At 70.2% G+C, this 16,717-nt stretch carries 20 protein-coding genes; 17 read left to right on the top strand and 3 right to left on the bottom strand.

Going from position 1 to position 16,717, the window contains the following annotated elements:
• Window positions 1–1,454: hypothetical protein (locus tag ACE3O1_RS05405; protein ID WP_374313214.1), on the bottom strand; the 1,454-nt coding region annotated here is incomplete at its 3' end.
• A gap of 57 nt (window positions 1,455–1,511) precedes the next feature.
• Complete coding sequence (gene lexA / locus ACE3O1_RS05400; protein ID WP_374313212.1) at window positions 1,512–2,192, bottom strand: transcriptional repressor LexA; 681 nt, start codon at window positions 2,190–2,192, stop codon at window positions 1,512–1,514.
• A gap of 269 nt (window positions 2,193–2,461) precedes the next feature.
• Between lexA and ACE3O1_RS05395 the strand changes: the two genes are divergently transcribed.
• From ACE3O1_RS05395 to ACE3O1_RS05365, 7 genes are all read left to right on the top strand, one after another.
• Window positions 2,462–2,848: a LysM peptidoglycan-binding domain-containing protein gene (locus ACE3O1_RS05395; protein ID WP_374313210.1), complete on the top strand. Its 387-nt coding sequence runs from the start codon at window positions 2,462–2,464 to the stop codon at window positions 2,846–2,848.
• Window positions 2,849–2,862: 14 nt separating this feature from the next.
• Window positions 2,863–3,957 carry a histidinol-phosphate transaminase gene (locus tag ACE3O1_RS05390; RefSeq protein ID WP_374313208.1) on the top strand — a complete coding sequence of 365 codons (1,095 nt, stop codon included), beginning with the start codon at window positions 2,863–2,865 and terminating at the stop codon, window positions 3,955–3,957.
• A complete protein-coding gene (gene hisB, locus ACE3O1_RS05385; RefSeq protein WP_374313206.1) occupies window positions 3,954–4,562 on the top strand; it encodes an imidazoleglycerol-phosphate dehydratase HisB in 609 nt (202 codons plus the stop codon). The genes ACE3O1_RS05390 and hisB overlap by 4 nt, the downstream gene beginning before the upstream one ends.
• Complete coding sequence (gene hisH / locus ACE3O1_RS05380) at window positions 4,559–5,209, top strand: imidazole glycerol phosphate synthase subunit HisH (RefSeq protein WP_374313204.1); 651 nt, start codon at window positions 4,559–4,561, stop codon at window positions 5,207–5,209. The genes hisB and hisH overlap by 4 nt, the downstream gene beginning before the upstream one ends.
• Before the next feature lie 55 nt (window positions 5,210–5,264).
• Window positions 5,265–6,011, top strand: a complete 747-nt coding sequence (gene priA, locus ACE3O1_RS05375; protein ID WP_374313202.1) for a bifunctional 1-(5-phosphoribosyl)-5-((5-phosphoribosylamino)methylideneamino)imidazole-4-carboxamide isomerase/phosphoribosylanthranilate isomerase PriA — start codon at window positions 5,265–5,267, stop codon at window positions 6,009–6,011.
• Window positions 5,995–6,762: an SseB family protein gene (locus ACE3O1_RS05370; protein WP_374313200.1), complete on the top strand. Its 768-nt coding sequence runs from the start codon at window positions 5,995–5,997 to the stop codon at window positions 6,760–6,762. The genes priA and ACE3O1_RS05370 overlap by 17 nt, the downstream gene beginning before the upstream one ends.
• Before the next feature lie 150 nt (window positions 6,763–6,912).
• Window positions 6,913–8,307 (top strand): aspartate aminotransferase family protein, encoded by a 1,395-nt coding sequence (locus ACE3O1_RS05365; RefSeq protein ID WP_374313198.1) that lies wholly within the window; start codon window positions 6,913–6,915, stop codon window positions 8,305–8,307.
• Here the strand turns inward: ACE3O1_RS05365 and ACE3O1_RS05360 are convergent.
• Complete coding sequence (locus tag ACE3O1_RS05360) at window positions 8,304–8,690, bottom strand: DUF1844 domain-containing protein (RefSeq protein WP_374313196.1); 387 nt, start codon at window positions 8,688–8,690, stop codon at window positions 8,304–8,306. The genes ACE3O1_RS05365 and ACE3O1_RS05360 overlap by 4 nt on opposite strands.
• A 239-nt stretch (window positions 8,691–8,929) precedes the next feature.
• Here ACE3O1_RS05360 and infC point away from each other — a divergent pair, with 239 nt between their 5' ends.
• The 10 genes from infC to ACE3O1_RS05310 form a co-directional block, all read left to right on the top strand.
• Window positions 8,930–9,628 carry a translation initiation factor IF-3 gene (gene infC, locus ACE3O1_RS05355; RefSeq protein ID WP_374313194.1) on the top strand — a complete coding sequence of 233 codons (699 nt, stop codon included), beginning with the start codon at window positions 8,930–8,932 and terminating at the stop codon, window positions 9,626–9,628.
• A 71-nt stretch (window positions 9,629–9,699) separates the two neighbouring features.
• Window positions 9,700–9,894 carry a 50S ribosomal protein L35 gene (gene rpmI, locus ACE3O1_RS05350; RefSeq protein WP_018172232.1) on the top strand — a complete coding sequence of 65 codons (195 nt, stop codon included), beginning with the start codon at window positions 9,700–9,702 and terminating at the stop codon, window positions 9,892–9,894.
• Between the two features lie 32 nt (window positions 9,895–9,926).
• Window positions 9,927–10,310, top strand: coding sequence for a 50S ribosomal protein L20 (gene rplT, locus ACE3O1_RS05345; RefSeq protein ID WP_169581403.1), 384 nt, complete (start codon window positions 9,927–9,929; stop codon window positions 10,308–10,310).
• A gap of 95 nt (window positions 10,311–10,405) precedes the next feature.
• On the top strand, window positions 10,406–11,203 hold the full coding sequence (locus ACE3O1_RS05340) for a TrmH family RNA methyltransferase (protein ID WP_374313191.1): 798 nt from the start codon (window positions 10,406–10,408) through the stop codon (window positions 11,201–11,203).
• Window positions 11,204–11,282: 79 nt separating this feature from the next.
• Window positions 11,283–12,074, top strand: coding sequence for an amino acid ABC transporter ATP-binding protein (locus ACE3O1_RS05335; protein ID WP_374313189.1), 792 nt, complete (start codon window positions 11,283–11,285; stop codon window positions 12,072–12,074).
• Between the two features lie 123 nt (window positions 12,075–12,197).
• Window positions 12,198–13,100 (top strand): glutamate ABC transporter substrate-binding protein, encoded by a 903-nt coding sequence (locus ACE3O1_RS05330; protein ID WP_374313188.1) that lies wholly within the window; start codon window positions 12,198–12,200, stop codon window positions 13,098–13,100.
• A 75-nt stretch (window positions 13,101–13,175) separates the two neighbouring features.
• Window positions 13,176–13,823: an amino acid ABC transporter permease gene (locus ACE3O1_RS05325; protein ID WP_374313186.1), complete on the top strand. Its 648-nt coding sequence runs from the start codon at window positions 13,176–13,178 to the stop codon at window positions 13,821–13,823.
• A complete protein-coding gene (locus ACE3O1_RS05320; protein WP_374313184.1) occupies window positions 13,820–14,737 on the top strand; it encodes an amino acid ABC transporter permease in 918 nt (305 codons plus the stop codon). The genes ACE3O1_RS05325 and ACE3O1_RS05320 overlap by 4 nt, the downstream gene beginning before the upstream one ends.
• A 42-nt stretch (window positions 14,738–14,779) precedes the next feature.
• Window positions 14,780–15,820 carry a phenylalanine--tRNA ligase subunit alpha gene (pheS, locus tag ACE3O1_RS05315; RefSeq protein ID WP_374313182.1) on the top strand — a complete coding sequence of 347 codons (1,041 nt, stop codon included), beginning with the start codon at window positions 14,780–14,782 and terminating at the stop codon, window positions 15,818–15,820.
• Window positions 15,820–16,717 (top strand): phenylalanine--tRNA ligase beta subunit-related protein (locus ACE3O1_RS05310; RefSeq protein ID WP_374313180.1); only part of this gene is annotated, 898 nt, incomplete at its 3' end. The genes pheS and ACE3O1_RS05310, both read left to right, overlap by 1 nt.

Genomic DNA, 16,717 nt, shown 5'->3' with positions numbered 1-16,717 from the left:
GCGCCCTTCTTCGCTGGAGGGGATGCCGCGGCCCCGGTGGCCGCGCCATCCGCTGTCTCCACCACCACCTCGTCGGCGACCACGACCTCGTCGGCGACCGCGTCCGGCTCCACGATCTCGGCCGCGTCGACGTCGGCTTCGCCGTGCTCGTCGGCGCGGCGCTGCAGGAGCTCGAGCACCCACGCGACCACGAACGCGACGACGATGACGAGCACCACGTCGCCGAACGAGAGGGGCCGCAGCGCGAACAGCCACAGCACCGCGAGCACCGCGATGAGGGTGCGCACGAGCACCCGGTGACGTCCGAGCCACGCGCCGAAGCCGCCGGTGTCGAGGCCGCGCGAGGCGAGCTGCCGCCGGGCGGAGGAGTTCATGCCGCGCACCGCGCCGCGGGTGCCCTCCGCGGCAGCAGAGCGTCCCATCGCCCAGCCGAGGACCGCGACGAAGAGGCCGAGCACGGTCAGGACGATCGCCGTCTGCGACATCGATGCGACGAGCTGGTCGTAGATGACGTCGAGTGCCGACGGCGACAGCTCGAGGTCGCCGGCAACGATGCCCATCGCGGTGTCGCCGATCGACAGGCCCGCGGCGAGGGCGCCGGCGCCGATGGCGATGCCGAGGCCGGTGCCGAGCACCGCGACGCTGCGCCGCCGGGCGATGGCGATCCCCAGCCCGAAGAGCGCGAGCGTGATGACGGGCAGCCACCAGCCCAGCGTCGTGGCGAGGGCGTAGGCGGTGCGGATCGCAGCGAGGTTGTCGCCCTTCCCGATGATGACGACCCGGTCGATCTCCGGGATGAGCTGAGCGGCGCTGACCCCTCTGTCGACCAGGCGCTGCTTCACGTTGTCGACGATGGCGCCGAGCTGGATGCCGACACCCTCGTCGGTGCGGACGACGAGTCCGCCGCCGTCCGAGGTCGCCGCCGTCGTGAGTGCGCGGTGCGCTCCGCGCGTCGCGGTGGCCCACACGTCGGAGAACGCATCGGAGGCCACCACGCGCGTGACGGCTTCGCTGACGAGGTTCTCGAGTCCGTCGGCGGCGGGAGCGGCCAGCATCTCGAGCGCCTGACCGGCTCGCGGCGGGAAGCCGTCGATGCCGGCGATGCCGTCGAAGACGTTGGTCGTGAGCTGCTGGAAGTCGACTTGGGCGCTGACCGCCTCCATCGTCTCGTCGATGATCATCGCCTGAACTGCGGGGTCGTCGACGAGCGGCGCGAGCGTCGCGACGAAGGCGTCCTCTTCCACGAGCTGAACGCGCGCCCAGGCCGAGACGATCGACACGGGCACCAGGATCGCGGCGACGACGATCACGATGGCGGAGACGATCGCGCGCCACCGGCCTCCCGTCGCTCGCGCCGCGGGGGGCGTTTCTGCCGCGAGACGGGCGTTCTCGGATTCGAGTTCGCGGATGCGTGCGGTCAGCGCCTGCGCGTCCGCGGTGTCGATGTCGCTCATGGCGCCATTCTGGCCGACCCCGGGGCCGCTGCGGCAAGGATCACCCGCCGCGGGTGATCAGACGGCGCGCAGCACCGCCACGACCTTGCCGAGCACGACGGCGTCATCGCCGAGGATCGGCTCGAACGCGGAGTTGCGAGGGAGCAGCCACGTGTGGCCGTCCCGCTGCCGGAAGGTCTTCACCGTGGCCTCGTCGTCGAGCATCGCGGCCACGATGTCTCCGTTCTCGGCGTCGGGCTGCGAGCGCACCACGACCCAGTCGCCGTCGCAGATCGCGGCGTCGATCATCGACTCGCCCGAGACCTTGAGCATGAACAGGTCGCCCTTGCCGACCAGCTGCCGCGGGAGCGGGAAGATCTCCTCGACCTGCTGCTCCGCCGTGATCGGCACGCCCGCGGCGATGCGACCGACGAGAGGCACGAGTGCGGCGTCACCCACGGAGGGCGCGGAATCGGCCGGGTTCTCGGTCGCGAGGCCGGGGAGGTCGATCAGCACCTCCATCGCGCGCGTCTTGCCGGCGTCGCGGCGCAGGTAGCCGCTGAGCTCGAGCTGGTTGAGCTGGTGCGTGACGCTGGAGAGCGACTTGAGGCCGACCGCGTCGCCGATCTCGCGCATGCTCGGCGGATAGCCGTGGCGGAGGATCGAGCGCTGGATCACCTCGAGGATGGCGCGCTGCTTGTCGCTCAGGCTCTTGCGGCGCCGTGTCTGCGGTCGCTCGCGCCCGGTGGCGTCGCTCATGTCCGGCTCCTGTCTCGCCGCCCCGGGGTGCCCCGGGGGTGCAGCGGTCTTCGAATGTCGGAGGCCCGTGGTGGGGTTCTCGTATCGAAACCGTATCCGGCTTGGGTCCTCGTTCGGGGCAGCGTCACCGCGTGTCGCGTTCGAGGAATACTCTCCGGATCCGGTTGTTGACATCGTAGACCATCGAAGATAACTTCGGTACAGAGATTCGCATCCACTGCTCCCGGCCGAGCGGCGGATGCGAATCTCCCCCACCAGGAGGAGCAGACATGACCGCCATCGGCATCACGACCCCGTCGCTCGGAAGCACCCCGTTCGGGGCGCGCTCGCACAGCACGCGGCTCCGGCTGACGGTGCGCGGCCGCCGCGTCCTCGCCTGGATGGCGGCCCTGCCGGCCGTCGTCGCCGTCGCGATCGCCATGGTCTCGGGTGGCACGGCGCTGGCGTCGCGCGATGACGGCGCTCCGGTGGGCTCATTCGAGACGGTGACGGTCTCGCACGGCGACTCGCTCTGGTCGATCGCCGAAGAGGTCGCGCCGACGGCCGATCCCCGTGACGTCGTCGACGCGATCGTCCGGCTCAACGCCCTCGACGGCGTGACCCTGCAGGCGGGGCAGAGCCTCGCCATTCCGGCGGAGTACGCGACGGGGCACTGATCGCGCGCTCTACCATGGGAGGGGTGAGTCCCCGCCTCGAAGACCTGCCCCTGCGCGACGATCTGCGCGGAATGACGCCCTACGGCGCGCCGCAGGCCCCACTGCCCGTCGCCCTCAACGTGAACGAGAACACGCATCCCGTTCCGCAGGAGGTCGCGGACGACATCCTGGACTCGATCGCCCTCGCCTTGAGGGACGTCAATCGCTATCCCGATCGCGAGTTCACCGACCTGCGCGAGGGATTCGCGGACTATCTGGGTCACGGCCTCACGCGGGAGCAGATCTGGGCCGCGAACGGCTCGAACGAGGTGCTGCAGCACGTGCTGCAGGCGTTCGCCGGCCCGGGTCGCACCGCCTTCGGCTTCGCCCCGACGTACTCGATGTATCCGCTGCTCGCCCGCGCGACCGGCGCCGAGTGGGTCGCGGGTCGTCGCGGGAGCGACTACACGGTCGACGCGGGCGACGCGGCGGCGCAGGTCGCCGACGCCGCACCCGACGTGGTGTTCCTGTGCGCTCCCAACAACCCCACGGGCACGCCCCTCGGACTGGATGTGATCGAGGCCGTCTACGACGCCGCTCCGGGGGTCGTCGTGGTCGACGAGGCCTACTTCGAGTTCGCGCCGCGTGACGAGCGATCGGCACTCACCCTGCTGCCCGGACGCGAGCGGCTGGTCGTGTCGCGGACGATGAGCAAGGCTTTCGCCTTCGCAGGCGCGCGCGTGGGGTATCTCGCCGCCGATCCTGCGCTCGTCGACGCGCTGCGCCTGGTGCGACTGCCGTATCACCTCAGCGCGCTCACGCAGGCCGCGGCATCCGCTGCTCTTCGCCACGCCCCGACGATGCTGAGCATGGTCGATGAGATCGTGGCTCAGCGCGACCGCATCTCCGCGACGGTCGAAGCCCTGGGCTACACGCCGCACGAGACGTGGACGAATTTCGTCCTGTTCGGCGGTGTCGCCGATCCCGCGGCGACCTGGGGGGCGCTGTACGACCGCGGGGTGCTCATCCGCGACGTCGGGATCCCGCACCACCTGCGGGTCACGGCCGGCACCGAGGACGAGACGACCGCGTTCCTCGACGCCCTTGCCTCGATAGGATCGGACGCATGAGCGCCGCCCTGCGTACCGCGTCCCTCCGTCGCTCCACGAGCGAGTCGACCGTCGAGCTCGAGCTCGACCTCGACGGGTCGGGGCGCAGTCGCATCGACACCACGGTGCCGTTCTTCGACCACATGCTCACCGCGTTCGCGAAGCACTCCCTGACCGACCTCACCGTGCGCGCGTCGGGCGACACCGACATAGATGCCCACCACACGGTCGAGGACATCTCCATCGTGCTCGGCCAGGCGATCCGCGAGGCGCTGGGCGACAAAGCAGGCATCTCGCGCTACGGCGACGCGCTCGTGCCACTGGACGAGGCGCTCGCGCAGGCCGTCGTCGACATCAGCGGGCGTCCCTACCTCATGCACAGCGGCGAGCCCGCGGGGTTCGAGCACCACCTGATCGGCGGCCACTTCACGGGCTCCCTCGTGCGGCACACCTTCGAGGCGATCTCGTTCAACGCAGCGCTGACCGTGCACGTCCGGGTCATCTCGGGACGCGATCCCCACCACATCGCCGAAGCGGAATACAAGGCGTTCGCGCGCGCATTCCGCCAGGCCAAGGCCCTCGACCCGCTCGTCGACGGCATCCCGAGCACGAAGGGCGCTCTGTGAGCTCCAAACCCGTCGTCGCGGTCCTGGACTACGGATCCGGCAACGTCCACTCGGCGGTGAAGGCGCTCGACGCCGCCGGCGCCGATGCGCGCCTCACCTCGGATCGGGGTCTCGTCGCCGACGCCGACGGGCTCGTCGTCCCCGGAGTCGGGGCGTTCCGCGCCGTCATGGAGGCGCTCCGCTCGACCCGTGGCGACGAGCTGATCGAGCGCCGGCTGGCAGGCGGTCGGCCGGTGCTGGGCATCTGCGTCGGCATGCAGGTGCTGTTCGAGCACGGCGTCGAGCGCGGGGTCGACACCGAGGGAATGGGGGAGTGGCCGGGCGCCGTGACCGAGCTCGACGCCCCGGTGCTCCCGCACATGGGCTGGAACACCGTCGAGCCGGGCGAGGGCTCGCGACTGTTCCGCGGGATCGAGGCCGAGCGGTTCTACTTCGTCCACTCGTTCGGCGCGCAGCACTGGTCGCTGGATGTGCAGCCGCGGTTCCCGCAGCCGACGCTGACGTGGTGCTCCTACGGACGGCCGTTCCTCGCGGCCGTCGAGAACGGGCCGCTGTCGGCGACGCAGTTCCACCCCGAGAAGTCGGGGGATGCCGGCATCCGGCTTCTCGCGAATTGGATCGACGGGCTCGGCGGGGCTACCCTCTGAGATCGTGCCGTCTGCGGGAGACCCCGCCTCCCGAGACCTCCCCGCACGAGGAGCCATGAACGATTTCGCCTCTACGCCCGAGCTGATCCTGCTGCCCGCCGTCGACGTCGCCGCCGGCAAGGCGGTGCGCCTGACACAGGGGGAGGCGGGAACCGAGACGAGCTACGGCGATCCGGTCGACGCCGCCCTCGACTTCGCCCGTCAGGGTGCGCAGTGGATCCACCTCGTCGACCTCGACGCCGCCTTCGGCCGCGGGTCCAACGCCGGCATCCTGCGCAAGGTCATCAAGCAGGTCCGCGGCGTCCAGGTCGAGCTCTCCGGCGGCATCCGCGACGACCGCACGCTGCAGGCCGCGCTCGAGAGCGGCGCGGCGCGCATCAACCTCGGCACCGCGGCCCTGGAGAACCCCGAGTGGGCCGCCGACGTGATCGGCCGCTACGGCGACGTGATCGCCGTCGGTCTGGACGTGCGCGGGACGACCCTCGCCGCGCGCGGGTGGACGCGTGAGGGCGGCGACCTGTGGACGGTGCTGGACCGCCTCGAGTCCGCCGGCTGCAGCCGGTACGTCGTGACCGACGTCACGAAGGACGGCACGCTGCAGGGGCCGAACGTCGAGCTCCTGCGCGAAATGACCTCGCGCACTCCGAAGCCGATCGTGGCGTCCGGGGGAGTGTCGAGCCTGGACGACATCGCGGCGCTGCGAGACCTCGTCCCGCTCGGCGTGGAGGGGGCGATCGTGGGCAAGGCGCTCTACGCCGGTGCGTTCACGCTCGCCGAGGCACTGGATGTCGCCGGACACTGACCCCCGCGCGGACTCCGCCGGGGTCCCCTGGGAGGGCCGCAGCTTCCACGCCAATCCGCGTGCGGGCGATGACGGCTCGGCCGACCCCGCGCTGCTCGCCGCGATCACCGCGTTCCGCGCCGGCGAGGGCGACCAGGTCGGCGTCGTGGACGCCTACCGCGCGGCGCGGCTGCTGATCCCGCTGCTCGCCGAGAAGGGCGACGAGGGCATCGGAGCCCACGGACTCACGGTCGACAAGACCCAGGAGCTCTCGATCGTCACCGTGGCGGCTCCCGACGGTCGGCGGGTGCTGCCCGTGTTCACCTCCGTCGAGTCGATGAGCCGGTGGGATGCCTCGGCACGTCCGGTACCCGCGGACGGCGTGCGCACGGCGATCGCGGCGTCGTCGGACGACACCGACCTCATCGTGATCGATCCCGCCTCGCCGACGGAGTTCGTCCTGCGCCGCCCCGCAGTCTGGGCGATCGCGCAGGGGCACTCGTGGGAGCCGAGCTTCGTTTCCCCCGAGGTGTTCGCCGGCCTGCAGGAGAGCATCGGCGGCGAGCTCGCGGTCATCGACCTCGCCGTGGAGGCGGGCGATCCCGACGCCCGCCTTCGAGGCCCGGAACTCATCGTCCGCCTGCAGCTCATCCACGGCCTGGAGCAGGCCGAGCTCGACGCCGTGCTGTCCCGCCTTGCCACCCGCTGGGCTTCGGACGACCGCGTGGCCGTGCTGGTGGACTCCCTGACGGTCAAGCTCCTCCGCGCCTGACCCCTCTCTCGGGGCGCGAGTTGCCACTTCGTGCTCCTCCCCACCGGTGAGAGCCGCCGCAACCGGCAACTCGGCGAGCAGTCGCGCGCGAGCGACCCCTTGCGACGGCAGGGGTGCGGGCGGAGGATCGGCTCGGCAGAAGGGGACGTCATGCCCGAGAGCACGATGAAGCAGCAGTACCGCGCCGCACTGGAGGCGGCGCACCGGCACGCGCTGGACTGGCTCGACACGCTCGACGAGCGCCCGATCCGCCCCGAGCTCGACGTCGACGGGATCCTCTCCCGGCTGCGGCGCGACCTTCCCGCCGACGAGTCGGATGCCGCAGCCGTCGTCGACGAGCTGGCCGAGGCATCCGCTCCCGGGCTCATGGCGATGGGATCCTCGAGGTTCTACGGCTTCGTCATCGGCGGCGTCCACCCCGCGTCGCTCGGCGCCGACTGGCTCGTGTCGGCCTGGGATCAGAACACCGGATCCCGGCAGCCGACGCCCGCGACGGCGGCCCTCGAGGAGGTCGCCGCCGAGTGGCTGGTCGACCTGCTCGGCCTGCCGGCGGGGAGCGGGGTGGGCTTCACGACCGGCGCGACCATGGCCAACGCGTCGTGCCTCATCGTCGCCCGCGACGCACTTCTGCGCCGCGCCGGCGCGGATCCGGTCGCGGGGCTCCAGGCCGGCCCCCGCCTGCGCTTCCTCGCCGGCGACGCCGTGCATACGTCGGCCGTGCTCGGCGGCCGTCTCGCGGGCCTCGGCGCGCCGGTCACCGTCGGCGCCGACCACGAAGGCCGTATCGACGTCGGCGGACTCGAGCGGGCGCTCGCCGCCGACGAAGCCCCCGCCGTCGTGGCACTGCAGGCGGGGGACGTGCACTCCGGGGCGTTCGACGACTTCACCGCCGCCATCGCCGTCGCGCACGCGGCGGGAGCGTGGGTGCACGTCGACGGGGCGTTCGGCCTGTGGGCGGCAGCGAGCCCGCGGCTGCGGCACCTCACGGCGGGGGTCGCCGGCGCCGACTCGTGGGCGACCGACGCGCACAAGACCCTCAACGTGCCCTACGACTGCGGCGTCGCGATCGTCCGCGACGAGGCGGCCATGACGGCCGCGCTGGGCGCGCACGCCGCATACCTGCCGGCTGTCGCGACCGTGTCCGATCCCTACGACCGCGTGGCGGAGCTGTCGCGACGCGCGCGCGGCGTGCCGGTGTGGGCGGCGCTGTGCGCCCTCGGCCGGTCCGGCGTCGTCCGACTCGTGGACGGACTGGCGGATGCCGCAGCCGCCCTGGCCGACGGCTTCCGGGCACTCCCCGGACTCGACGTCGTGAACGATGTCGTCTTCACCCAGGTCTGCCTCGCGGCGGGGGACGACGCCGAGACCGCTGCGCTGGGCGAGTGGCTCCGCGACGAGGGGACCGTCTGGGCGTCGTCGTCGACGTGGCACGGTCGCACCGTCGTGCGGTTCGCCGTGAGCAATCTCGCCACCGACGCCGAAGCGGTGCGCCGGACGGTCGACGCCGTGGCGCGCGGCGCGGCCGCGCTCGGCATCCGGGACTAGGTGACCGGACCCGTCCACTTCTCGCCGGGACCCTTGCCGATCGGGTCGGGGATGACGGATGCCTCGCGGAACGCCAGCTGCACCGAGCGCAGGCCGTCGCGCAGGGAGCGGGCGTGCATGTCGCTGATCTCGGGGGCACCCGCGGTGATGAGGCCGGCCAGGGCGTTGATGAGCTTGCGGGCCTCGTCGAGGTCCGTCTGGGTCGCCGGGTCGTCCGCGAGGCCCACCTTGACGGCGGCGGCGCTCATGAGGTGAACAGCCGCTGTCGTGATCACCTCGACGGCGGGGACGTCGGCGATGTCGCGAGTGGCTGCGGAGGCGGCGCGCTCCTGGTCCTCCCAGCGGGCGTGGCGGTCGTCGTCTGCGGGCGGAATCGTGGTCACGCGCTTCTCTCTGCTAGACTTGTGCGGATTCCGGTGCGATCTGTGCCGGACCGAAAGAGGATCACATCCCACCCGCGCTTGCCGCTCCAGGCTACCGGGTCACGCACTCCGTCCCGACCGTCCGCGTTCGGGGCAGGCGCTTGCGAGCAGGAATGCCGCAAGCGACGACAGGGTGCAGAGCCGGCGCTCGCGCGTCGTGCCGGGTGGAATGAGGGACTCTTCCGCCCGCGACGCACCCCTTGTGTCGCGGTGATCACCAGCCGCAACCCAAGGAGTTCCGCATCAGCGATCCCCGCACCAACGACCGCATCCGCGTCCCCGAGGTCCGCCTCGTCGGACCCGCGGGTGAGCAGGTCGGCGTCGTCCGCATCGAGGTGGCGCTGCGCCTGGCCCAGGAGGCCGACCTCGATCTCGTCGAGGTGGCCCCCAACTCGAAGCCCCCCGTGGTCAAGATCATGGACTACGGCAAATTCAAGTACGAGGCTGCGCAGAAGGCCAAGGAAGCGCGTCGCAATCAGGCGAACACCGTCCTCAAGGAGGTCCGGTTCCGTCTGAAGATCGAGGCTCACGACTACATCACCAAGCTCAAGCGCGCCGAGGGCTTCCTCAAGTCCGGCGACAAGGTCAAGGCGATGATCCTCTTCCGCGGCCGCGAGCAGTCGCGCCCGGAGCAGGGCGTGCGTCTGCTCCGCAAGTTCGCCGAGGACGTCGCCGAGTTCGGCACCGTCGAGTCGAACCCCACGATCGACGGACGCAACATGGTGATGGTGATCGCCCCGCACAAGAACAAGTCCGAGGTCAAGACCGAGCAGAACGCTCAGCGCGCCGCCAACAAGGAAGCCGCGCGTTCCGCCCGGACCGGCTCGCCCGAGTCCGAGGCCGACGCCGACGCCGAGCCCGGCGTCGAGGCCGAGGCCGAGACGGCAACGGCCGAATAGGCCCCCACAGACTCCCGCACTGCGGGACACCGACTCCCGCCTGAGCGGGACGTGAAACGAAGGAAGAAGAGATGCCGAAGCAGAAGACCCACTCGGGCGCCAAGAAGCGCTTCAAGGTCACGGGCAGCGGGAAGCTCATGAAGCAGCAGGCGAACCTTCGCCACAACTTCGAGGGCAAGTCCAGCCGCCGCACCCGCCGCCTGTCGCAGGAGCAGGTGCTCGCCCCGGGCGACGCCAAGGTCGCGAAGAAGCTCCTCGGCCGCTGACGCGCGCCGACGCAAGTTAGGAACATCAAGAAATGGCTAGAGTCAAGCGGGCCGTCAACGCCCACAAGAAGCGTCGCGTCATCCTCGAGCGCGCCTCGGGATACCGTGGTCAGCGTTCGCGTCTGTACCGCAAGGCGAAGGAGCAGGTCACCCACTCGCTCGTCTACGCGTACCGCGACCGTCGCAAGCGCAAGGGCGACTTCCGCCGCCTGTGGATCCAGCGCATCAACGCCGCGAGCCGCCAGAACGGCATCACGTACAACCGCTTCATCCAGGGCCTCGGCCTGGCGGGTGTGCAGGTCGACCGCCGCATGCTGGCCGAGCTCGCCGTGAACGAGCCGGCGACCTTCGCGTCGCTCGTCCAGACGGCCAAGGCCGCGCTGCCCGAGAACGTCAACGCTCCCAAGAGCGCCTGACACCTCTCTTGCCGAAAGGGCGTCCTCCTCGGAGGGCGCCCTTTCGCCGTCCCGTCATGACGGAGAACGGGATGCCGCGACCCTAGACTGATCCCGTGCTCGAGAACCCTCGCTCTCCGCGCGTTCGCGCCGTCGCGAAGCTGACGAAGCGCAGCGCCCGCCAGGAGACCGGACTCTTTCTCCTGGAGGGCCCGCAAGCCGCCCGTGAGGCGCTGGGCCACCGCCCCGACACGCTCGTCGAGGTGTTCGCGACCCCCACGGCCCTCGAGCGCCACGCCGATGTGCGCGAGGCCGCGCGCGACGCCGGGGTGGAGGTGATCTTCACGACGGAGGCCGTGCTGGATGCGATGGCCGACACGGTCACGCCGCAGGGCATCGTCGCCGTGGCGCGGCAGTCGCCGACGTCGGTGCGCGAGGTCTTCGCCGGATCGCCGCAGCTCGTCGCGATCTGCGAAGAGGTGCGCGATCCGGGGAATCTCGGCACGATCATCAGGGCAGCGGATGCCGCGGGCGCCGACGCCGTCATCCTCACCGGCCGCACCGTCGATCCGTACAACCCGAAGGTGGTGCGCGCGACCACGGGGTCGCTGTTCCACGTGCCCGTCGCGGTCGGCGTCGACCTCGCGTCCGCCGTCGAGAAGGCACACGCGGCGGGGGTCCGCGTGATCGCCGCGGATGTCGGCGGCGGGGACTTCCTCGCCTCCCGCGGGCTCCTCGCAGAGCCCACCGCCTGGCTGTTCGGCAACGAGGCCAGGGGCCTCGACGACTCCGCGCTCGCGCTCGCCGATCTCTCGCTGCGCCTGCCGATCTACGGCGCGGCGGAGTCGCTCAATCTGGCGACGGCGGCGAGCGTCTGCCTCTACGAGACCGCCTTCGCCCAGCGCGCCGGCTGAACCGCTCCGCTGTTACAACACGGTTAAGACGCGGTTCAACCCCTGGTAGAGGGTCCCGGACCGGTTCTAGGGTCGACCTATGACGATCGATGACAGCGCTGCACCGAGAACGTCGAACATCAACGTGCGACGCGGCGATCCGCTGGTCGAGATCACGGACGTCCAGAAGCACTACGGCGAGTTCCAGGCGCTGAAGGACATCGATCTCACGGTGAATCGCGGTGAGGTGGTCGTCGTCATCGGACCCTCGGGCTCGGGCAAGTCGACGCTCTGCCGCACCATCAACCGGCTCGAGACCATCACGAGCGGCACCATCACGATCGACGGCAAGGAGCTGCCGAAGGAGGGCAAGGACCTCGCGGCTCTCCGCGCCGACGTCGGCATGGTCTTCCAGTCCTTCAACCTCTTCTCGCACCTCACGATCCTCGACAACGTCACCCTGGGCCCGATCAAGGTCAAGGGCATGAAGAAGGCGGATGCCGAGAAGCTCGGCACCCAGCTTCTCGACCGCGTCGGGGTGGCCCATCAGTCGGCGAAGCTGCCCGCACAGCTCTCGGGCGGCCAGCAGCAGCGCGTGGCGATCGCCCGCGCCCTCGCGATGCAGCCGAAGGTGATGCTCTTCGATGAACCCACCAGCGCGCTGGACCCCGAGATGATCAACGAGGTGCTCGACGTCATGGTCGGCCTCGCCCAGGACGGCATGACGATGATCGTCGTCACCCACGAGATGGGCTTCGCGCGCAAGGCCGCCGACCGCGTCGTCTTCATGGCCGATGGGCAGATCGTCGAGGAGGCGACGCCCGAGGAGTTCTTCACGAACCCGAAGAGCGATCGCGCGAAGGACTTCCTCTCGAAGCTCCTCACCCACTGAGCCCCGGCCCGGCCACGCCACCCAGGGAGGGAACCCGCAGCACCGCACCCGCACGAACGCTCCGGACGGACCCGAAACGTCGGACATACGGAACCAGTACGCACACAGCAACCAGGAGGAAACATGCGTAAATCACGAATCATCACCGGCATCGGCATCTCGGCCATCGCGCTTCTTGCGCTCACGGCGTGCAACAGCGGCGCGCCCGGCGCGGACCCGAGCGACGGCGGAGACGGCGGCACGGCCGCCGAGCAGCCGTGGGAGGTCGCCACCGACGTCACGCTCGAGGGCAGCCCCACGTTCGACGCCATGACCGAGCGCGGCGGCGTCGTGATCGGCGTCAAGAACGACCAGCCCAATCTCGGCTTCGAAGACGCGACCACGGGCGACCGCTCGGGCTTCGACGTCGACGTCGCGCGCTGGATCGCCGCGTCGCTCGGCTTCGACGAGGAGCAGATCGAGTACGTCACGATCCCCTCGGCCAACCGCGAGCAGGCCCTGGTCAACGGCGACATCGACTACTACGTCGGCACCTACTCGATCACCGACTCCCGCAAGGAGCAGATCGACTTCGCCGGCCCGTACTTCATCACGGGGCAGGGGCTGCTGGTCGCGGCCGACAACGAGGACATCAACGGCCCTGACGATCTCGCGGGCAAGGTGGTCTGCTCGGTGACCGGCTCGACGTCGCTGCAGCGCATCCGCGACGAGTACCCGGATGCCGAGACCACCGAGTTCGAGACGTACTCGGCGTGCATCGAGCAGCTCAAGAACGGACAGGTCGACGCGATCACCACCGACGAGGCCATCCTCGCCGGCTACGTGCAGCAGGACCCGGAGGAGCTCAAGCTGGCCGGCGAGCCGTTCAGCGAGGAGCGCTACGGGGTCGGAATCGCCAAGGGCGACACCGCACTGCAGGAGCACATCAACACGCTGTTCACGGACGGCGGCGACATCTGGCAGGCGATCTTCGACGCCAACCTCGCCGAGTCCGGCATCGAGGGCGAGCAGCCCGCGGTCGACTGACCGCACGGGTCCCCGGGCGCGCCGCGCCCGGGGACCCCACCTCAGCAGCGAAGCGAGACGAAGGAGAAGCACCGGTTGAACGTCATCACCGACAACTGGGACATCTGGTCAGAGGCTCTCGGCGGGACGCTGGCTCTCTTCTTCGGCGGGGCAGCGATCGCGCTGGTGCTCGGCTTCATCGTCGGGGCGATGCGCGTCTCGCCGATCCCGGTGGCGCGGGCCGTCGGGACGGCCTACGTGAACATCATCCGCAACACGCCGCTCACGCTGGTCTTCTTCGCCTTCGCCTTCGCCGTGCCGATCCTCCTGCAGGTCCGCATCCCGTTCCTCACACTGGGCATCATCGCGTTGGGCATCTACACCGCGACGTATGTCGCGGAGACGATTCGCTCGGGCATCAACACCGTTCCGGTGGGACAGGCTGAAGCGGCGCGCGCGCTCGGCCTGCCGTTCGGGCAGGTGATGACCCTCGTGGTGCTCCCGCAGGCGTTCCGATCCGTTATCCCGCCCATGATGAGCGTCTTCATCGCCCTGCTGAAGAACACCACCGTCGCCGCCGGCTTCTCCGTGGTGAACCTCGGATCCGTCCGCAACTACCTGAGCGAGCGGGGGGCGGATCAAATGGTCGTGATCCTCTGGGTCATGGTGATCTTCGTGGCTCTGGTGCTCCTGCTCTCGTGGGTGCAGCGCATATTCGAGAACCGATGGAGGGTGGCCCGATGAGCGACAGCTCCGTCCTGTACGACGTGCCCGGCCCGCGGGCCATCGCCCGCAACCGCGTCCTCGGCGTGCTCACCGTCCTGGTGGTGGTGGCCGTTCTCGGCTGGCTCATCTGGCGACTGTGGGACACCGGTCAGCTGAGCGCCGAGAAGTGGTACGCCTTCACTTTCACCAACGTCTGGGTGCAGTTCGGGTTGGCCACCCTGCGGACCCTCGCGGCGTTCGGCGCCGCCGCCGTCGGCGCGCTGATCCTCGGCTTCGTGCTCGCCATCGGACGGATGTCGGACCACGCATGGGTTCGGTGGCCCTTCACCGTCGTCGTGGAGTTCTTCCGCGCGGTGCCGGTGCTCGTCTTCATGTTCCTGCTCTACTACGGCCTTCCCGTGATCGGCGTGAAGATGTCGCCCTACTGGGCCGTCGTCATCGCTCTCGTGGCGTACAACGGCTCGGTGCTCGCGGAGGTGATCCGCGCCGGCGTGGAGTCGCTGCCGCGCGGTCAGAGGGAGGCGGGGTACGCCATCGGCCTGCGCAAAGCCGGCGTGATGCGCCTCATCCTCATGCCGCAGGCCATCCGGGCGATGATGCCGGTGATTATCGCGCAGCTCGTGGTCACGCTCAAGGACACCGCGCTCGGGTTCATCATCACCTACCCCGAGCTGCTGTTCACGGCGAAGAGCCTCGGCAGCCAATCGCAGCTGGACTCGCCGATCATCCCGGCCACAATCGTCGCCGGTGCGATCTACATCACGCTCTGCCTCATCCTCTCGTTCGTCGCGAACACCGTGGAGAAGCGGCTGCGCAGCGATGCGAGGACGCCCCGCGTGGCGAACGCGAACCAGCCGACCCAGGAGATCACGGACACGGAGCTCATCATCGCGCAGAAGGGCGCGGGAAAGTACGATTCGACCAGTCTCTGAACGGGCGGGACGAGGCATCCGCCCTCGGTAGACTCGGTTCTCGTGTCTGACGCTCACGAGATCACGCCCGAGGCGGTGGAGGCCGCCGTGCAGGCGGCGCTCGACGCCGTCGCCGCAGCCGGCGACACCGCCGCGCTGAAGGCCGCCCGATCCGCCCACTCCGGCGAGGGGTCGTCGCTCGCCCGGCTCAATGCGCGCCTGCGCGATGTCCCCGGCGACAAGAAGGCGGAGTTCGGCAAGCTCGTGGGCCAGGCCCGCGGGCGGGTGAACCAGGCGTTCTCGGCACGTGAGCAGGAGCTCGCCGAGGCCGAGACGACGGCCCGGCTCGAAGCGGAGCGCGTCGACGTGACCGCGCTCCCGCAGCGCGCGCGGGTGGGGGCGCGGCATCCGATCTCCCTCCTCCAGGAGCAGATCTCCGACATCTTCGTCGGCATGGGGTGGGAGATCGCCGAAGGCCCCGAGCTCGAGCACGAGTGGTACAACTTCGACGCGCTGAACTTCGACGAGGACCACCCGGCGCGCCAGATGCAGGACACCTTCTTCGTCGATCCGGTGGAGCGCCACCTCGTCATGCGCACGCACACGAGCCCGGTGCAGGTGCGATCGATGCTCGAGCGCGATCTGCCGCTCTACGTGCTGTGCCCCGGTCGCGTGTACCGCACCGACGAGTTCGACGCGACGCACCTCCCCGTCTTCACGCAGTTCGAGGGCATCGTCGTCGACAAGGGCATCACGATGGCCCACCTCAAGGGCACGCTCGACCACGCCGCCAAGGTGCTGTTCGGCGCCGAGGCCAAGACGCGGTTCCGTGCCAACTACTTCCCGTTCACCGAGCCGTCCGCAGAGCTCGACCTGTGGCACCCGACCTTCAAGGGCGGCGCGCGATGGATCGAGTGGGGCGGCTGCGGGATGATCAACCCCAACGTGCTGCGCGCGGCGGGAATCGACCCCGAGGAGTACTCGGGCTTCGCGTTCGGGATGGGCGTCGAGCGCACGCTCATGTTCCGCAGCGACGTCCAGGACATGCGCGACATGGCCGAGGGCGATGTCCGCTTCAGCGAGCAGTTCGGAATGGTGGTCTGATGCGCGTTCCGCTGTCGTGGCTTCGTGAGTACGTCGACGTCCCGCAGGATGCCTCGCCCGAGGACGTCCTCGCGGCGCTGGTGTCGGTCGGCTTCGAGGAGGAGGACGTCTTCCGCTTCGAGCTGCAGGGTCCCATCGTCGTGGGCGAGGTGCTCGAGTTCGTCGAGGAGCCGCAGTCCAACGGCAAGACGATCCGCTGGTGCCAGGTGCGCGTCGCGCCCGACGGCCAGGCTGCGGCCGACGGCGGCGACGCCGTGCACGGCATCGTCTGCGGCGCCCGCAACTTCTTCGCCGGCGACAAGGTCGTCGTGACGCTGCCCGGCGCAGTGCTTCCGGGGCCGTTCCCGATCGCCGCCCGCAAGACGTACGGGCACGTGTCGGACGGCATGATCGCCTCCGCGAAGGAGCTCGGACTGGGCGACGAGCACAACGGCATCCTGCGCCTCGTCGAGCTCGGCATCGACGCCCCCGTCGGCACCGACGCCATCGCGCTGCTCGGCCTCGACGACGTCGCCGTCGACATCAACGTCACGCCCGACCGCGGCTACGCGCTGTCGATCCGTGGCGTCGCGCGCGAGTACTCGCACGCGACCGGCGCGGCCTTCCGCGACCCGGGACTGCGCCCGTGGGGCGAACTGCAGCAGCCCGCCGAGGGCTTCCCCGTCGCGGTCGACGACCGTGCGCCCATCCGCGGCCGCGTCGGCGCGTCGGAGTTCGTCGCGCGGATCGTCCGCGACGTCGACCCGACAAAGCCCACGCCCGCCTGGATGGTCGCCAGGCTGACGCTCGCCGGCATCCGCTCGCTCGGCATCCTGATCGACATCACCAACTACGTGATGGTCGAGCTGGGGCAGCCCATTCACGGCTACGACCTCGACCGGCTGCAGGGCGGCATCA

This window comes from Microbacterium sp. (assembly GCF_041909575.1).
In the GTDB taxonomy this organism is placed as follows: Bacteria; Actinomycetota; Actinomycetes; order Actinomycetales; family Microbacteriaceae; genus Microbacterium.
Note: the sequence above shows the minus strand (reverse complement) of the source record. Positions and strands in the feature narration are given on the sequence as shown.

Bases quoted from the DNA above. Each gene is read 5' to 3' on its own strand.
- lexA (WP_374313212.1), bottom strand. From the start codon at position 2,192: ATGAGCGACGCCACCGGGCGCGAGCGACCGCAGACACGGCGCCGCAAG.
- ACE3O1_RS05395 (WP_374313210.1), top strand. From the start codon at position 2,462: ATGACCGCCATCGGCATCACGACCCCGTCGCTCGGAAGCACCCCGTTC.
- ACE3O1_RS05390 (WP_374313208.1), top strand. From the start codon at position 2,863: ATGGGAGGGGTGAGTCCCCGCCTCGAAGACCTGCCCCTGCGCGACGAT.
- hisB (WP_374313206.1), top strand. From the start codon at position 3,954: ATGAGCGCCGCCCTGCGTACCGCGTCCCTCCGTCGCTCCACGAGCGAG.
- priA (WP_374313202.1), top strand. From the start codon at position 5,265: ATGAACGATTTCGCCTCTACGCCCGAGCTGATCCTGCTGCCCGCCGTC.
- ACE3O1_RS05370 (WP_374313200.1), top strand. From the start codon at position 5,995: ATGTCGCCGGACACTGACCCCCGCGCGGACTCCGCCGGGGTCCCCTGG.
- ACE3O1_RS05365 (WP_374313198.1), top strand. From the start codon at position 6,913: ATGCCCGAGAGCACGATGAAGCAGCAGTACCGCGCCGCACTGGAGGCG.
- rpmI (WP_018172232.1), top strand. From the start codon at position 9,700: ATGCCGAAGCAGAAGACCCACTCGGGCGCCAAGAAGCGCTTCAAGGTC.
- rplT (WP_169581403.1), top strand. From the start codon at position 9,927: ATGGCTAGAGTCAAGCGGGCCGTCAACGCCCACAAGAAGCGTCGCGTC.
- ACE3O1_RS05335 (WP_374313189.1), top strand. From the start codon at position 11,283: ATGACGATCGATGACAGCGCTGCACCGAGAACGTCGAACATCAACGTG.
- ACE3O1_RS05330 (WP_374313188.1), top strand. From the start codon at position 12,198: ATGCGTAAATCACGAATCATCACCGGCATCGGCATCTCGGCCATCGCG.
- ACE3O1_RS05320 (WP_374313184.1), top strand. From the start codon at position 13,820: ATGAGCGACAGCTCCGTCCTGTACGACGTGCCCGGCCCGCGGGCCATC.